The sequence below is a fragment of the Moorena sp. SIO3H5 genome (genome assembly GCF_010692395.1).
Lineage (GTDB): Bacteria > Cyanobacteriota > Cyanobacteriia > Cyanobacteriales > Coleofasciculaceae > Moorena.
The window spans coordinates 25,410-40,874 of sequence record NZ_JAAHHS010000011.1 but is presented as its reverse complement, the minus strand read 5'-3'; the positions used below and the strand labels follow the sequence as shown (position 1 = coordinate 40,874).

Below are 15,465 nucleotides of genomic sequence, written 5' to 3'. Positions count from 1 at the left end.
TCCCCAGCGTTTACCAATCAGAAGTGGTATCGCCAGAATTGGATGACAGTGGAATTTGGTTTGGTATATCGTTGGCACAGTGCCCTTCCGGAGACTCTGACCTATGACAGCAAGCAAATTCCGATGATGGATAGCCTCTGGAATAATGAAATGCTGATCAATAAAGGCTTGGGACCATTGTTTGAAGAGACCTGTTCCCAACCAGGCAGCAAAATTGGTTTGTTTAACACCTCAGAATTCCTAATACCTGTTGAATTGAAAAGTATCGAATTAGGTCGTCAAGCTCAACTGGCTAGCTATAATGATTACCGGGAAATGTGTCAGTTTCCTCGGGTGACGGATTTCGATCAGATCACAGCTGATGAAGATACTCAAAGGGAACTAAAACGGTTATACGGTGATGTCAACAAGATTGAATTCTATGTGGGACTCTATGCCGAGGATGTGCCACAAAATTCAGCAGTAGGTGCCCTGGTTACCCGAATGATAGCAGTTGATGCGTTTTCCCAAGCATTGACTAATCCCTTGTTGGCAGAAAATATCTTCAACGAAGAAACTTTTTCTCAGGTCGGTTGGGAAGTAATACAAAACACCAATACTCTCTCAGAACTGGTAAACCGCAATAGTCCACAGCAAGATAAAAAGTATAAAGTAACATTTGACAATCCGTAAGCAAGGCATCGGGTATTGTCAAGCAAAAATTCAACAAAAAATATAGCTGGATCTGTGATTAAAAAATCACCATTAAAGTAAAATTTGAGTCTCAATACCCAGCTATATTATCACTAAAAGTGACAATAACCGAATGAATAATTCTGCTGAATAACGGAGTTTTTATTACCACCAATTCATGATTTTTTATATATAAAAAAATAACCATGAAGCTATTTACAGAATATCCCGAAAAGGACGAACGAAACTATTACGACCTTGTAGCCGAGCAAGTTAGGATTCAGATGGATAAGCTTTACAAGGATCAGGAACGGGCTTTGCGAGACACCCATACCAAAACCCACGCCTCGGTGGAGGGAAACCTAGAAATTTTTGATTTTGATGAACAGAAGATTAAAAGCGAACTGGCGAAACGAACTCGGCTTACTCAAGAACAACTCAATGGGATTTCCCTCAAGCAAGGACTTTTTGCGACACCGAAACAATATCCTGTTCAGCTACGATTTGCTAATGGGCGAACAAACGTTGAAAATGACTATGTCGCAGACACACGCTCAATGTCTGTGAAAGTGATTGGTGTTGAAGGAGAAAGCCTAGAACAAAGCTACGAACCAAACACTCAAGATATTATTGTTCAAAATGCCAAGATATTTTTTATCAAAACCATCAAATATTATTATGAATTTTTTGGATCCATAGTTGAGTCAGAGCAAGCTGCCCAGAAGTGGCTCAGGACTCATCCCAGGCAATTGCTAGCTCTAGCTAAAGTAACAGCTCGAACCCCAAAGAGTTTATTAACGGAACGGTATTGGAGTGGTTCTGCTTATGCCCTTGGACTCAAACCAGATTTTGATCAGTCTCAACCGGGCCTAGTTCCTGTTGACTATCCCGCTGTGATCAAATATGCCTTTAGCCCTGTTTCATGCCAGCCTCCCCATCAAAGCATGGGATATCAGTCCCGACCAGGTATTCCTAAACTTCCCTTCATCAATCGCGCCAAAGCTCTGGGATTAGATGAAAGCAAACCGGACAATTACTATCGAGATGAGCTGATCGAACAACTATCAAAAAGTGATGCCCTTTATTGCTGGGACTTTGGCATCCAATTCCAAACCAACCCGAAAATGTCCATCGATGATGTCACAATTCGTTGGAGTGAGAAGAAGTCACCATTTTTTACCGTTGGTCGCCTCACCGTCAAGCATCAGATCATCGATTTTGAGAAACAATACGACTCTGCTGAAAACCTACGATTTTCCCCGTGGAATGGCTTAGTAGTTCATCGTCCTGTGGGAGCTCTCAACCGGCTCCGTAATGTAGTTTATCCGATTGTGGCTAAATATCGTTATCAAAAACGGGGACTCAACTATTAGTCTTTCAAGTTAAGCATACATGTTAAAAGTAACAAGTAATATATTACTTGTTACTTGCTAATTTTAAATTTTTAAGTAACAAATAAGAAACACCCAAGAATTATACCCAGAGAATTATAACTATTCAAGGGGACTCCATATTAGTTGTTTTTTGGCAAGCCTCTGAGCCGGGAAACGATACTCCCGGTACCAATAACTAAAAGTCCCAATATCACTGAGGGTTCGGGAACACTGATAGGAACAGACCTGATACTCAGGGCATTAATCGCGAAAGGTACATCAACGCCCTCTTCTTTGGCATTCAGCACCAAGGTTTTGATATCACCACTGCTATCAAAAACGCCAGTAAAGATTACGCCGCCGCCAGCATTTATCTGGCTTACACCTGGACGTTCAAAACTTCCTAGACTATTTCCCAAGCTATCAAACGCTTCAATGGTTGCTATGTAGTCAAAAATTTCTATAGGATCAGATTGAATTTGTGTCCCAACACCAAAGACTGGAGTATCAAAGGTAATAGTCAGTGGACCAAGATTACCAAGACCTGTAAATAGAAGCGCATCCCCTACATCAAATGCACCAGGGAAAAAAGGAGTTTGATCAATACGCGCAAACTCTCCAGCAGGGATGCTGACATTTAAATTAAGACCCCCAGGTGAAGTCGCTGAAAATGGGTTAGGTAGGGTGGGTAAAGGTGGTCCTACAAGATCCTCAGGAACCTCAACTAGTTCAGACCAATCTAGGAAATCATTAGGGTTTAAGGCTTCTCTAGTATCTACAAATGTTGCGGCTTGGGCAGTACTTGTGAATAATACAGTTCTTATGACAGTTGCTAGTAATGTTTTCATACCAAATCCGGTTCATATATACCGTTTTTTTCAGTTATTAGTAAAGTATGATTTGACACTAAGTTTCTTATAATTATCTTTAGTATTTCCTATTGCCTATTGCCTTAAATGGATAAGCTTTTTTTCATGAATATGAGAATTTATATAGCTTACTTATCTAACTCATCACATCAATTATAGGTAATAAATTTTATGGTTTTTAATATGGCATCATTAAACCATATTTGGTATCACAATTGATTGAGAATTCCGATTAGATCGAGTCCAATTGAATAATTATACTTCTTTTAGAGAGTGTAAGCATTCAGCTTGTAATAATTTATCGTTCGACTTCTTCACCTTTGATATCCAGCCTTGAGCTGAACTCAAAATCTTTGAGTAAGGAACTGTGGTTTCGGATAGCATGTCAAAAAAGAAAGGTGAGCAATATTTTGGAAATACTTTGTTCATCATTCTTGCAAAATTCATTCTCAAAACATACTCAAAAAATAACCACTTGGATAAAGGAAAAGTATGCTCTGAGAGTTCTAATAAGGCTTGACCATCTGCGAGTCGATGCTTCGTAAACTCAGGAACTACCTTGACCAAGTTATCAGAATAATCATTCAAAAGTTTATTCAAAACTACTGCATCTTCTAAAGCCGAATTACAACCTTGCCCAATAAAGGGGGATACTGCATGAGCCGCATCTCCCATAATCAAAACGCTATCACCGTAGTGATAGCGGTTGCACCAAACTCTACTAACTTTAGAGATTGGTCGTTTAAGAAAAGCTTCGACTTCTACGTCAGAAATGCTCTTACCTATCTCTGGAAAATTATCACTAAAGAATTGCCGCACATCCTCTGTGCTGGAAAGACTTGTTACCTGATTGTTTTCGTGGGGAAAAAAAACAACACCGCTAACTGTCTTATTCCGTTGTGGTACTGCTAACATGGTGATCCGATCCTCCGTTCTCCATCCATGCATATTACCGAGTTTAAGGTTGTGTCCTTCTTCTGATGGGGCAGGTAAGAAGACCGTTTTGTATTGACTACGAACGTAGTTTTGTTCACACTTAAAGCCTTCTGTTTTCAGCAAATGCTTTCTTACCACTGAACCGCAGCCATCTGCACCAATCAACAGGTCATAATTAACGATTAACTCTTCTGTTGTCTCGTTCTCAAACGTCACAGTTTTCGCTTTCAAATCAACCTGAGTACATTTAGAGTTAAAGTGGATGTTAAGTTGACTGTCGTCAAATTTTTTCGTTAGTTGCTCTAACAGGTTAATCACCAAAGCAGTACGGTCAATACCAATCAGCGGTTTCTTTTTTGACACAAACTTACTCTTGCCATTTTTGATGTGAAAAATCGTACCTGTGATTTCTACCCCTTGAGCTTTAACGACTTCTTCTAATCCATCAATTTCTCTCAAAGCCCTCAGTCCACGTTCGCTAAGGGTGATGGGGTAGGCTCTGTAGTTAGAGAAAGAAATAGTTCTCGGATCACTGCGGCGGTCATAGATGTCGATTTTATAGTTACCACGAGGTAACAAGTAATGACACAGTAAAACTCCACATGGACCTGATCCAACAATCAGAACTTTTGTTGTCATTTTGTTAATCAGAAATGCACTTCACTTAAATAACTATCCTTGGAATGATCCAGGGCGATTTCATTATAAAAACTGCCAAAATATGTGTAAGGCCAAATTGGCTTGTTCTTTGTGCCTGATCCATATTTTCAAATCCTGTATCTCGATCAAGATTCAGAGCTAAAGTAACTTCTCAATTGCCCCTGCACCCCAGGGTAAACGCATCTTGTTGGGTAAGCGGGGGTACTTCTCAATAAACCTGGCCTTGTCAGCCATGGAAATTACCTATTACCTATTACCTATTACCTATTACCTATTACCTATTACCTATTACCTATTACCTATTACCTATTACCTGTTACCTATTACCTGTTACTTATTACCTATTACCTATTACCTATTACCTATTACCTATTACCTATTACCTATTACCTATTACCTATTACCTATTACCTATTACCTGTCACCTATTACCTATTATCTGTTATCTGTTACCTATTCCCTGTTCCCTGTTCCCTAAAATCTCGAAATTGTGTACCTCATAGCTATGATAATTGCTATATAGCAGTCGAAGCAAAGCTTAAGACATATTTCTGCTCCGAACCCGCCCCGCGTGGCCTACGGCGTTAGTCTCTACTCCCTGCTCCCTTTCAAGCAAAATACTCTGTCCTAAACTATACTTCCATTGCTATATAGTTTTTATTTAATTTTTAAAAAACTATATATAGGATTGAAAAAATTAGATGGGTTTACCCTGGCTAGGGCGTGTCTGCAAAGTAAATTCTCCAAAATATTTGGGTAGCGATCCCCCAGGGAGCTCGTTTCGTCAATAAGCTTGATTATGAGCCTGATTACTGAGCGATCGCCAAATTCCAAATTCAATATCAAATCGATTAGATAAATACCATTAATTTTTCTGTATAGATTAAGACAGGCAAGTCCTAAATCACAGCAATGCATTCAATTTCGACTAAAACATCCTTAGGTAGTCGGGAAACCTCAACACAGGCACGAGCTGGAGCGTCTTCCTCATTAAAGTATTTGGCATAGATCTGATTTACTGTCGCAAAATCATTCATATCTGCCAGAAATACCGTGGTTTTGACTATGTCAGGGATTTTAGCTCCAGCAGCGACTAGGATAGCTTCAATATTAGCCATTACCTGTTCTGTCTGCTTGGCGACATCATTACTACCAACAATCTCACCGGTGCTAGGGTCAAGGGGAATTTGACCAGCGACAAAAATCATTTGACCGCTGACTGCGATCGCTTGATTGTATGGTCCTACGGGTGCTGGGGCATTGGGGGTACGGATAATGTTTCGTGTCATGGTCTTCAGTCGTTCCAGGATGGACAAGTTAACACATTCCAACATAGCAGTTTGAGCATTCCCATCTCAGCCTTATCCCTGACCGATACGTCTTAACCTTGGTAGTAAGGAGATCAAGAATAGGGGGATGATGGGTAATAGTGGTATTAGTAGGATGAGGGGCAAGAAAGTGCTATGTCATCAATGCACCTCATTATCAGTAGTATCAGTGTAAGTATTCAGCTATCAGCTTAAGCGCTACGCGCACGCGTGCGCGTTCAGCTATCAGCTTATGGGCTACGGGCACGCTACTTGATGTGATCCATGAGCATAGGGCAAGCTACACCGAACAGCTTTTGAATAAAATCGTTAAGCATTGGAATAATGCTGCAGTGTTGTCACAGGGCTTGTGACCTGTGCCATAAAGCTGACTGCTGACTGCTGAGAGCTGTTCGCGCAGCGTGCGCGTAGCGCATATGCTTACGTATCAGTAATCAGCACTGACGCACCAAGACCCTTCAAACCGGGTTTATGGTTATAAATCAAAGGCTGAAATCCAGTAATTATATTAATAAACCCGATTTATGCTTAATTACTGTAACCATTAACTATTAACAATAGTAACAATTAACTATTAATTATTCTATACTGAGTCTAGATTTTAGAGAGGATATTTGCTACTAGTTAAACACCACAAAAACTAATAATTTTAAAAAAACTTGTATTTTAATGAAAAATAAAATCCTGAACACTATAGATGAACTAGGTATTCGATTTGTGCGTATCATCTGGTGCGACAATGCTAACATCATTCGTGGTAAAGCAGTCCACTGGAAAACCTTACCAGACTACCTCAAGCACGGTGTGGGTATTTCACCAGCTCAGCAAGCTGTACCGGTGATGTTAGATGCCCCAGTCCCAGGCAGTGGCTTGGGACCCATCGGTGAAATCCGCTTAGTACCGGATTGGGAAACCTTAACCTCCTTACCCTATGCTCCTGGTCATGCTCGTGTGTTTGGGGATATGGTCAACAATGGTAGCCCATGGCCGTATTGTCCGCGAAACTTCCTCAAAAGGATGGTAGCAGAAGCGGAAAGTGAGGGCTTACAAGTGGTTGCTGCATATGAAAATGAGTTTTACCTGCTGCAGCCAACTCCTGAGGGGATTCTACCGGTAGACAATAGCGTATTTGCCTCGACGCTGGCAATGGATCAACATCAGCAGGTGATTGACCATATTGCTGAAGCCTTGGTAGAGATTTACTCATTATCTGTCAGAACTACAGTAGTTTAATTGTGGCTTGCCAACCTGAGCTATCGGAATCTGAAAATCTAACTGATAGTGAACTCAGTCAAGCATTGTTAGCTGTTTTTACCCTTGAGCAACCAGTGATTCGGCAGTTCTTAGAGGGGTTAAGCACAGTTATTGGAACCACTACAGCAGACCAAAGCAGCCATTGGGAAACCCTTTTAGCTCCCCCGGAAACACTTAATACTACACTACTAACCCAGTTGTTGGTTAAACAAGTACAACGTACAGAAGAAATTGTTCAGGATACCCTGGCAACAGAGCCAATCGGAGAGGTTAACCCATCTCCCCCATCCCTGCCAGGGGTTACTGATCCGGTTGTGGTAGGGAAGAATTCCTTATCAAAGGTCGAGCCTTATATGAGTAATGAGATACTCCAGCGAGTGGCTCAGGAATTACGGACACCCATAACGAACATGAAAACTGCCCTGAAGCTGCTGGATGCCTCACAAATGAAGCTCGCCCAACGCCAACGCTATATTGGGCTTCTTTATAAAGAATGCGATCGCTTAAATTCTTTAGTGGCTGGATTGCTAGAACTGGTGCAGCTAGAGGGTGACCCCCAAACTGATCAAACCTTGCCGTTGCAGCTAGCAGAGATTGTTCCTGGTATTGTCAGCACCTATCAACCCCTTGCCCAAGAAAAAGGCATCCAGCTCGGCTACACAATTCCCGCCAATCTCCCCTCAGTCTTGTTTTCAGAGGTAGGCTTGAGGCATATCGTAATTAATCTGTTACACAACAGTTTAAAGTTTACTCCCGCTGGCGGTAAGGTTAGAGTACAGGCAACTCGTAAGGGGAAGTATGTTCAGCTAATATTTAGTGATACAGGCATTGGCATTGCTGAAAGTGACATACCTAAGATTTTTGACAGTTTTTATCGGGGTAGGTCAACACCTAGGGAAGACCTTGGTGCAGGGATAGGCTTAACCATTGTGCAACAATTATTACAACGGGGTGGTGGTTCGATTTCAGTAGTTAGTCGATTCGGGCAAGGCTCCCAATTCAAAGTGCTGCTACCAATTGCCTCTGAAACTTAAAAAATCGTTGAGGTAATGGTCAACCAATCCCAGGGAGGGGTGTCTTAGCCAGGTCAGCTAAGGGTAAAAATACTGTCATCACCTCACCCTGTTGGGGTCGTTGCTTAACAATTAGTTTGCCCCCCAACGCCTGGAATAGATTTTTGGTCACATTCAAATTCAAACTGATACTACCGGTTTCTGGCTGGAATGTCAGCAGCTGACCAAGGGACTTCAATGTCGGGCAATGGTCGTCAGCGATTGTTTCGTGATCAATCTGAGACTGGAATTGTAACTTCAGCTGATTTCCAGCAGGTGTAACCTGTAACTGGATATGACCCCCTGTTGGAATAGACCGGGTGAAATTTTCCATCAAGCCAGTTAGCACCTGATCTAGCAAGGCGGGATGACTGACCACTGTTGGCAACTGTTGCGGTAAGACTACATCTAGGGTTAAATTACGTCGCTGTGCTTGTTTTTGCCAGCGGGGGATGCTATTGTGAAAAACTCTAGCCAAAGATATAGAGGTCAGACTAACAGGGGTTTGCTTGGCTGCCGTGGTTTCTAATTCTACTGCCCGGAAAATCAACTCCATGCGGTTGATTTGTTCGCTACACTCATGGTCAATAATTTCTATACGCCGCATGACTTCTGGAGGCAAGTCACGACGTCTAAGCAGTAGTTTAGTCAGCGTGTGAATTGTCGTTAGGGGTGTCCGGATTTCATGGGTTAGAGCTCGGAGCAGCTCAAGGTCAGGTGTAGCTTCAGAATTTTCTTTTGGGTTAACAGCAGAGATTCTAGGAAAGCCTCGCGCTTCATTTTTCACCAATCGTTGCCAGTTAGGCTCGCTTCCTTTCTGTTTCTTGGCAAAGGGTGTACTAGAAGATCCATTTTGTGAGTGACTACCAGTTTTGACCGTATCCCTGTGATCCTGATGTTGTCTTGGCTGAACCATTGTTGACTCCGATATTGTCACCGGTATAGTCTGGCTCAGTTCTACTGAAGGCAGTTCTGGTAAATTCTTCAGAAGCCCACGACCAAAGTTCATTACAATGCGGTAATCGGGGGGTTTTGGCACAAATTTTTCCATTAAAGCTTCCAACTGCTTTAGAAGATGAGAACTGCTCAGTAATAGTCTACGGCGCAGTGATGCCCAAACAAGTTGGATATCCTCTGGGTCAAAGGAGAATTGAAAGCCTGGAACGCCAAAGTGGTCTTCCCCAGAGACCATGACTAAGCTAAAGTCTTTGGTAAAAACTAAACAAAACTGCTCGTTAGCTAAGGGGTCTCCTGGAAACAGGGGTAACCTGTGCGTCGTATTTTCTACAAATGGAGTAGTCTCAGGTTGAGCTGGAGGTAACTGGAAGGGCATAAAAGCCCAGGGATTCAAGGCGTCGTTCGTAAAAATCCCAGTCTCGAAACTTGCCAGTAGCTCTTGATCACTTAAGACTGGAGCAGGACCAGCTAGAATTAATCCTTGCTTCGAGGAGTGTTCGAGATTATGGCTTGTTGATTGGTTGTCTGAAACCCCTGGCAACAGCAACTGTTCCAAGGTAGCGATCGCACTTTGCCATTCCCGTTGAGCTTTAGCTGCTGCTGCCCTATGCTTAGGGCTAGCACCTTCTCTTGTCCTGTGACTGCTAGCACCTATTGAACAACTTTCAATCACAGTTGCTTGCTCTACTGAAACAGCCACCTTGTCATCGCTTCCAATTAGTTCCTTTTGGGATAAAATTTCACGTATACTTGGTAATAACCGCCATTGCACCACAATCCACCCCCGATGCACAGCTAGTGCAGTAATTCAAACTATCAACTCCTTTAATAAAGATGGTAATGTGATTGCTGATAGTTTAAAGATCGTAGAACCGAACTTCTACGTAGAAATTCCCGTTAACCTAGGCATTGGAAACAAGGAGCTTAAACAGAAATTAACAGTTTGAATTAAGAATATCAAATTTTTCTTGCATTGTTAGAGTTAACAAGATACACTACCTATCTGCCTCTGTTTTGGTAAGCTAATAGCTAGCGGCTAACAGCTAGCAGCTAACAGTTGGGGCAATTAATCAAAATATGGCAAAGATCGAGACCAGAACCGAACCCATGGTGATCAACATGGGTCCCCACCATCCCTCCATGCATGGCGTTCTCCGCTTAATTGTCACCCTGGATGGGGAGGATGTGATAGATTGCGAGCCGGTGATTGGCTACCTGCACCGAGGCATGGAGAAAATTGCCGAGAATCGCACTAACATTATGTATGTCCCTTACGTGAGCCGATGGGACTATGCAGCAGGGATGTTCAACGAGGCAATTACAGTCAATGCCCCAGAGAAATTAGCAGATATTCCGGTACCCAAACGTGCCAGCTACATCCGCGTGATTATGCTGGAGTTGAATCGGATTGCGAATCACCTGCTGTGGCTTGGACCATTCCTAGCAGATGTGGGTGCCCAAACCCCATTCTTCTACATCTTCCGGGAACGGGAGATGATTTATGATCTATGGGAAGCTGCCAGTGGACAACGGTTAATTAACAACAACTACTTCCGTATTGGTGGAGTTGCTGTTGACCTACCCTATGGATGGATAGATAAGTGCGAAGACTTCTGTGACTACTTTGACCCTAAAGTTGATGAGTACGAACGGTTAATCACCAACAACCCTATCTTCCGCCGCCGAGTTGAAGGTATCGGTACCATTAGTCGGGAAGAAGCGATTAACTGGGGACTTTCTGGCCCGATGCTACGAGGTTCTGGAGTCAAGTGGGACTTACGCAAAGTTGACCACTACGAATGCTACGACGACTTCGATTGGGAAGTACACTGGGAAACCGGGGGTGATTGCTTTGCCCGGTATGTGGTGCGGATTAGGGAAATGCGGGAGTCCGTTAAGATTATCCGTCAAGCCTTAAAAGGACTTCCCGGTGGTCCTTACGAAAACCTAGAAGCGAAGCGGATGGCAGAGGGTCGCAAATCCCAGTGGAACGACTTCGATTATCAGTTTGTGGGCAAGAAAATTGCCCCTACCTTCAAGATTCCCAAGGGCGAACACTATGTCCGTCTTGAGTCTGGGAAAGGAGAACTAGGAATTTTCATTATTGGTGATGATAATGTCTTTCCTTGGCGTTGGAAGATTCGTCCAGCCGATTTCAATAACTTACAGATTCTGCCCCATATCCTCACAGGAGTCAAAGTTGCCGATATTATGGCGATTCTCGGTAGTATTGACATCATTATGGGGTCAGTAGACCGTTAAGGTAGGTTAATTCTTTTAGCTGTCCGGCAAAATTCATCCCACACCTAATGCGTAGTATAGGTGTGGGATGAATTTTGCACAGGGTATTATAAAATTGCTATAATATATCTACTGGTAAACAAAGCCGAAAATGCTGGTTTGTCAGCCACCTAAGTTACTAAAAAATAGAACTTATTGTATTGTTCCGGTGCGGAGGGGCATCCCGTGTCGTTAATAAAGCTTGCCGAGTATCCGAACCGTTGGGTGGAGTTGGCAAGAAGCCCACACTTTAATCTTCGATTCAGTGTGGGAGTATGTCACGTAATAGGCTCAATGGCTCTAGGTTTTAGAGTAAGCGGGTTTTGGCAACGTTGATTAGCTCCGCCTCAGGTACGGAAGCTCTCAACTAATCGAGTATTCCTCCTATTCTTTGCATAGCTAGGAGGAATTTTTGATTTTAGGTGCGCTCTTACCATTAAGAATTAAATTCGCCACGGCTCACACCTGTTGTAAGACTGTGACCTTAAGACAGCATTTAGGGAATTCTAGGAATGTAGCTCCAAAGACTGAAGAGTAAATTTGCTGTCTATGAGTGAAAATCCCCCACCTATTAAAGTATTACGTCAGCGCCATGTAGGCTGGGATAAGCCTACCGAGGAAAATCTCAAAACTATTAAAACTATTGAGTTATTATGGAGTAATTTGTTCGAGGCAATTTTTGATCCCATTGAAGATAACTGGTTAGAGCATTGGCAAAAGCTATACAAAACCATTCTGGAGGTTTGTTCTGATAACGAAGAGCGCCGCATTACTCTAGTCTATCTGAGCAATGTTAAGGATTTGATAAAAGAAGCTAGGGAATGGAAAATGTTGGTGACTTACCTGGAGAATACTAAAGACTGGGCTAGAAAATCGATTATTAGAGGCTCGTGAACCGTTAAATAAAACAGTGAAAATAGTGAGGATTCCGGTAAGCCACAGGCTTTATTAAAAAAATCTCTGATAAAGTAAAACCTGTAAAGTTAATCACAACAAGACCGCTATCCCTTCTACAAACGCTTTCGGGAATACTTTTCTGATAATATACTTTTCTGATAATACTGAGCGCTCCATTATGCGCTACCAGTAGCCAAGCTTGACCTTAGTTGTTGCTGCCTTCGCGTAGCGTGACATGCATGTCAATCGCTTAGCGGCTCGATGCTCGCGCATCGCAATCCTAATTAATTTGTGAAGAATAATAGGTCGTGAGATTCTTCCCCCAACCTTGATCACACCATCACCCGATCACCCTGTCTAAGCCTCTGGGCAAAATGTTAAGAAGAGTAAACTAGAGAAGTAGTATAAAGTCCACTTAATTAATTCCCAAATAGTCCCAGGATTTTTGGGTGTTCGCGCTTTGGCGCTTTGGGTACTTGACAATTACCCAAAGTGCCAAAGCGCAAATACTCATTACCCGATAAGGACTATGATGATTAGTCAACCGGATTTTATCTAACTATCTCAAGTGCCAGTTTTCTCAGGATTATAGAGCGCGTGAAAGTTTTTCAGACCCTGGAAGGGCAGCAACGCCAAAGTTTGCTGATTTTATTTACTGTTGGTCTGTTGTTTTGGTCAAGCTTAACGTCTTTGTCGCCAACCCTACCGCAATATATTGAAGACTTGGGTGGGACTAAGCAACAGGTCGGGCTAGTAATGGGTTGCTTTGCCATTGGTCTGTTGCTGTTTAGAAACCCACTGGGGCGTATGGCAGACCTGCGCAGTCGCAAGTTGGTAGTAATTATTGGTACTAGCGCTGTAGCTTTAGCGCCTTTGGGCTATCTATTTACCCAGTCGATTAGGCTGTTGATGGTGGTTCGAATGTTTCATGGCATCAGTATTGCAGCCTTTACCATCGGTTATCTGGCTCTAGTCACCGATTTGTCCCCTGTTGACAAGCGGGGTGAGTTAATTGGTTACATGAGTCTGGTAACACCAATTGGTTTAGGTCTCGGACCAGCGCTGGGGGGTTTTCTACAACAAGAGGTTAGCTACACTGTTTTATTTTTAGTGTCTGCAGCTCTAGGTGGGCTGGGTGTGCTGTTAGGGAGTCAGATTCGTGAACCAATCAGGCATGCTACACCTGAGCAGCAAAGATCTCAATCTTGGTTAAGCTCTATTTCGCAGCTATGGGTCAAACTATGGCAGTTGTTAAGCAGCCCTGCTCTTGGAATTCCAGCTTTGGTCATGCTGTTGATCGGTATAGTATTTGGAACAATAGTTAGCTTTGTCTCTCTGTTTATTCGAGAGAGTGGTATCAATCTCAATCCTGGATTGTTTTTCACAGCTGCTGCGATCGCTAGTTTTGTGATTCGTGCATTAACTGGTCAGGCATCTGATCGGTATGGACGAGGAGTATTTATCACCGGTAGTGTGGTTTGCTATATCATCTCAATGTTGATGGTGTCCCAGGCTGAAACGGGAGTTGGATTTTTACTAGCTGGTTTATTAGAAGGAGCTGGCGCTGGACTATTCATACCAATGATGACTGCTTTGATGGCTGACCGCTCCTCTGCTAATGAACGGGGTCAGGTATTCGCTGTCTGCATTAGTGGGTTTGATTTAGGGATTGGTCTAGCTGGGCCGATCTTTGGTTATTTCGCCGACCTGTTAGGATATCGAGGAATTTTCTCCTGTAGTGCTGGTATAGCATTTTTGGCACTGATTATCTTTATGACCCAGTCCAACAAAAATTTATCCCGTTCCCTCAGATTCTCCATCGGTCGTGAACGGGATTTATATGCTATAGACACTAGGATGCCTTAGCTTAATGAACGGGCTAGGAGGGATTCGAACCCCCGACACCGTGGTCCGTAGCCACGTGCTCTAGTCCACTGAGCTACAAGCCCTTAACTGCTGCCACTTTTTTGTGGGTCAACAGTTACTTATCATAACACATAGATCAAAAATTTTGCAATACTCTTGTGGAAATCAATCGCTCGCTATCCCATCTCGATAGTCAAGGTCAAGCTCAGATGGTCGATGTTTCTGGCAAAGAGCTTACCAAACGTCAGGCAGTAGCCGCTGCTCAGGTACGGATGAAAACCGCAACCTTCAACACCATCCAAGGTGGTAATGCCCCCAAGGGTGATGTCTTAGGAACCGCTAGGCTGGCTGGGATTATGGCAGCAAAGCAAACTTCCCAACTGATTCCTCTGTGTCATCCCTTGCCCCTACACAAGATCGAAGTTCAAGTGGAACCGGACCCCCAACTACCGGGATATCAGATTCAGGCATCTGTGACTACTAAAGCTGAAACTGGTGTCGAAATGGAAGCACTAACAGCAGTTTCTGTTGCGGCTTTGACCCTTTACGATATGGCCAAAGCGTTGGAAAAGTCTATCGCGATTGAATCGATTCGCCTGTTGAGTAAGACCGGAGGTAAATCCGGGGATTACCAAATCTCAGGGGATTGCTAAGTTAAGGAATCAGCTCAAGTCAAGTTGGGTCAGCACTTAGCGCTGACCCACTGAGGCACTTAGTTGCCAATTACCCTTTGAACAGGAAATCTATGGCTAAGATTAGGTTTCTCGCAAACGTGGCATCAGTTCCACGAGATTACAGGGGGAATTGCCCAAATCGAGTTGGTCTTTGATAATCTGCTCCCAACCTGTCCGACAAGCTCCAGAAGATCCTGGCAGACAAAAGATGTATGTTCCGTTAGCCACACCAGCCAGGGCACGAGATTGAATAGTAGAAGTCTTAATCTCTTGGTAGGAAATCATGCGGAAAATTTCACCAAAGCCCTGGATTTCCTTATCCAGGAGGGGTTGAATCGCTTCAGGTGTACCATCTCGACCTGTAACACCAGTTCCTCCTGTAGTCACCACTACCTGTACCGATTCATCAGCAATCCATCGGGAAACCACCTCACGGATTTTGTAGATGTTGTCTGGAACAATAACCTTTTCCGCTAAGTGATGCCCCGCCTGGGTTAAACTCTCAACCAGCAGCTTACCCGACTTATCCGTGGCTTCGGTACGGGAATCGGACACCGTCATCACTGCCATATTTAAGGAAACAAACTGTTTGGTTCGGATCATGTTCAATCCAACATTAGGTTCTAAAATTAAATTAACTGACTAGG

14 protein-coding genes and 1 tRNA gene are annotated in these 15,465 nt (G+C 43.2%); 9 read left to right on the top strand and 6 right to left on the bottom strand.

The window, feature by feature from the left end; genetic code table 11:
- Both F6K52_RS02920 and F6K52_RS02915 read left to right on the top strand, forming a co-directional pair.
- On the top strand, positions 1–672 hold a 672-nt coding region (locus F6K52_RS02920), incomplete at its 5' end, for a peroxidase family protein (protein ID WP_293073787.1).
- Between the two features lie 206 nt (positions 673–878).
- Positions 879–2,045 carry a catalase gene (locus F6K52_RS02915; protein ID WP_293073783.1) on the top strand — a complete coding sequence of 389 codons (1,167 nt, stop codon included), beginning with the start codon at positions 879–881 and terminating at the stop codon, positions 2,043–2,045.
- A 140-nt stretch (positions 2,046–2,185) separates the two neighbouring features.
- On the opposite strand, the gene F6K52_RS02910 is transcribed toward F6K52_RS02915, so the two are convergent.
- Both F6K52_RS02910 and F6K52_RS02905 read right to left on the bottom strand, forming a co-directional pair.
- On the bottom strand, positions 2,186–2,893 hold the full coding sequence (locus F6K52_RS02910) for a PEP-CTERM sorting domain-containing protein (RefSeq protein WP_293073780.1): 708 nt from the start codon (positions 2,891–2,893) through the stop codon (positions 2,186–2,188).
- Between the two features lie 276 nt (positions 2,894–3,169).
- Positions 3,170–4,489: an NAD(P)/FAD-dependent oxidoreductase gene (locus F6K52_RS02905; RefSeq protein WP_293073777.1), complete on the bottom strand. Its 1,320-nt coding sequence runs from the start codon at positions 4,487–4,489 to the stop codon at positions 3,170–3,172.
- Between the two features lie 253 nt (positions 4,490–4,742).
- Between F6K52_RS02905 and F6K52_RS02900 the strand changes: the two genes are divergently transcribed.
- Complete coding sequence (locus tag F6K52_RS02900; RefSeq protein WP_293073774.1) at positions 4,743–4,988, top strand: hypothetical protein; 246 nt, start codon at positions 4,743–4,745, stop codon at positions 4,986–4,988.
- Between the two features lie 421 nt (positions 4,989–5,409).
- Here the strand turns inward: F6K52_RS02900 and F6K52_RS02895 are convergent, their stop codons facing one another.
- Entirely contained in the window at positions 5,410–5,799 is a 390-nt protein-coding gene (locus F6K52_RS02895) for a RidA family protein (protein WP_293073771.1), read from the bottom strand.
- A 708-nt stretch (positions 5,800–6,507) separates the two neighbouring features.
- Here F6K52_RS02895 and F6K52_RS02890 point away from each other — a divergent pair.
- On the top strand, positions 6,508–7,071 hold the full coding sequence (locus F6K52_RS02890; protein ID WP_293073768.1) for a hypothetical protein: 564 nt from the start codon (positions 6,508–6,510) through the stop codon (positions 7,069–7,071).
- A gap of 2 nt (positions 7,072–7,073) precedes the next feature.
- A complete protein-coding gene (locus tag F6K52_RS02885) occupies positions 7,074–8,126 on the top strand; it encodes a HAMP domain-containing sensor histidine kinase (protein WP_293073765.1) in 1,053 nt (350 codons plus the stop codon).
- 19 nt (positions 8,127–8,145) lie between these two features.
- Here the strand turns inward: F6K52_RS02885 and F6K52_RS02880 are convergent, their stop codons facing one another.
- Positions 8,146–9,801, bottom strand: coding sequence for a HAMP domain-containing sensor histidine kinase (locus tag F6K52_RS02880; protein WP_293073762.1), 1,656 nt, complete (start codon positions 9,799–9,801; stop codon positions 8,146–8,148).
- 377 nt (positions 9,802–10,178) lie between these two features.
- Here F6K52_RS02880 and F6K52_RS02875 point away from each other — a divergent pair, with 377 nt between their 5' ends.
- From F6K52_RS02875 to F6K52_RS02865, 3 genes are all read left to right on the top strand, one after another.
- Positions 10,179–11,363 (top strand): NAD(P)H-quinone oxidoreductase subunit H, encoded by a 1,185-nt coding sequence (locus F6K52_RS02875; RefSeq protein WP_293073759.1) that lies wholly within the window; start codon positions 10,179–10,181, stop codon positions 11,361–11,363.
- Between the two features lie 567 nt (positions 11,364–11,930).
- Positions 11,931–12,275 carry a hypothetical protein gene (locus F6K52_RS02870; RefSeq protein ID WP_293073756.1) on the top strand — a complete coding sequence of 115 codons (345 nt, stop codon included), beginning with the start codon at positions 11,931–11,933 and terminating at the stop codon, positions 12,273–12,275.
- Between the two features lie 600 nt (positions 12,276–12,875).
- Complete coding sequence (locus F6K52_RS02865; RefSeq protein ID WP_293073753.1) at positions 12,876–14,144, top strand: MFS transporter; 1,269 nt, start codon at positions 12,876–12,878, stop codon at positions 14,142–14,144.
- Between the two features lie 9 nt (positions 14,145–14,153).
- Here the strand turns inward: F6K52_RS02865 and F6K52_RS02860 are convergent.
- Positions 14,154–14,227, bottom strand: a tRNA-Arg gene (locus tag F6K52_RS02860).
- Between the two features lie 75 nt (positions 14,228–14,302).
- Here F6K52_RS02860 and moaC point away from each other — a divergent pair.
- Positions 14,303–14,797: a cyclic pyranopterin monophosphate synthase MoaC gene (moaC, locus tag F6K52_RS02855; protein WP_293073750.1), complete on the top strand. Its 495-nt coding sequence runs from the start codon at positions 14,303–14,305 to the stop codon at positions 14,795–14,797.
- Positions 14,798–14,899: 102 nt separating this feature from the next.
- Here the strand turns inward: moaC and moaB are convergent, their stop codons facing one another.
- Positions 14,900–15,421, bottom strand: a complete 522-nt coding sequence (gene moaB / locus F6K52_RS02850) for a molybdenum cofactor biosynthesis protein B (protein WP_364415763.1) — start codon at positions 15,419–15,421, stop codon at positions 14,900–14,902.
- Positions 15,422–15,465 lie beyond the last annotated feature (44 nt).

Coding starts and splice junctions, on each gene's coding strand:
- F6K52_RS02915 (WP_293073783.1), top strand. CDS start 879: ATGAAGCTATTTACAGAATATCCCGAAAAGGACGAACGAAACTATTAC.
- F6K52_RS02910 (WP_293073780.1), bottom strand. CDS start 2,893: ATGAAAACATTACTAGCAACTGTCATAAGAACTGTATTATTCACAAGT.
- F6K52_RS02905 (WP_293073777.1), bottom strand. CDS start 4,489: ATGACAACAAAAGTTCTGATTGTTGGATCAGGTCCATGTGGAGTTTTA.
- F6K52_RS02900 (WP_293073774.1), top strand. CDS start 4,743: ATGGAAATTACCTATTACCTATTACCTATTACCTATTACCTATTACCT.
- F6K52_RS02895 (WP_293073771.1), bottom strand. CDS start 5,799: ATGACACGAAACATTATCCGTACCCCCAATGCCCCAGCACCCGTAGGA.
- F6K52_RS02890 (WP_293073768.1), top strand. CDS start 6,508: ATGAAAAATAAAATCCTGAACACTATAGATGAACTAGGTATTCGATTT.
- F6K52_RS02875 (WP_293073759.1), top strand. CDS start 10,179: ATGGCAAAGATCGAGACCAGAACCGAACCCATGGTGATCAACATGGGT.
- F6K52_RS02870 (WP_293073756.1), top strand. CDS start 11,931: ATGAGTGAAAATCCCCCACCTATTAAAGTATTACGTCAGCGCCATGTA.
- moaB (WP_364415763.1), bottom strand. CDS start 15,421: ATGATCCGAACCAAACAGTTTGTTTCCTTAAATATGGCAGTGATGACG.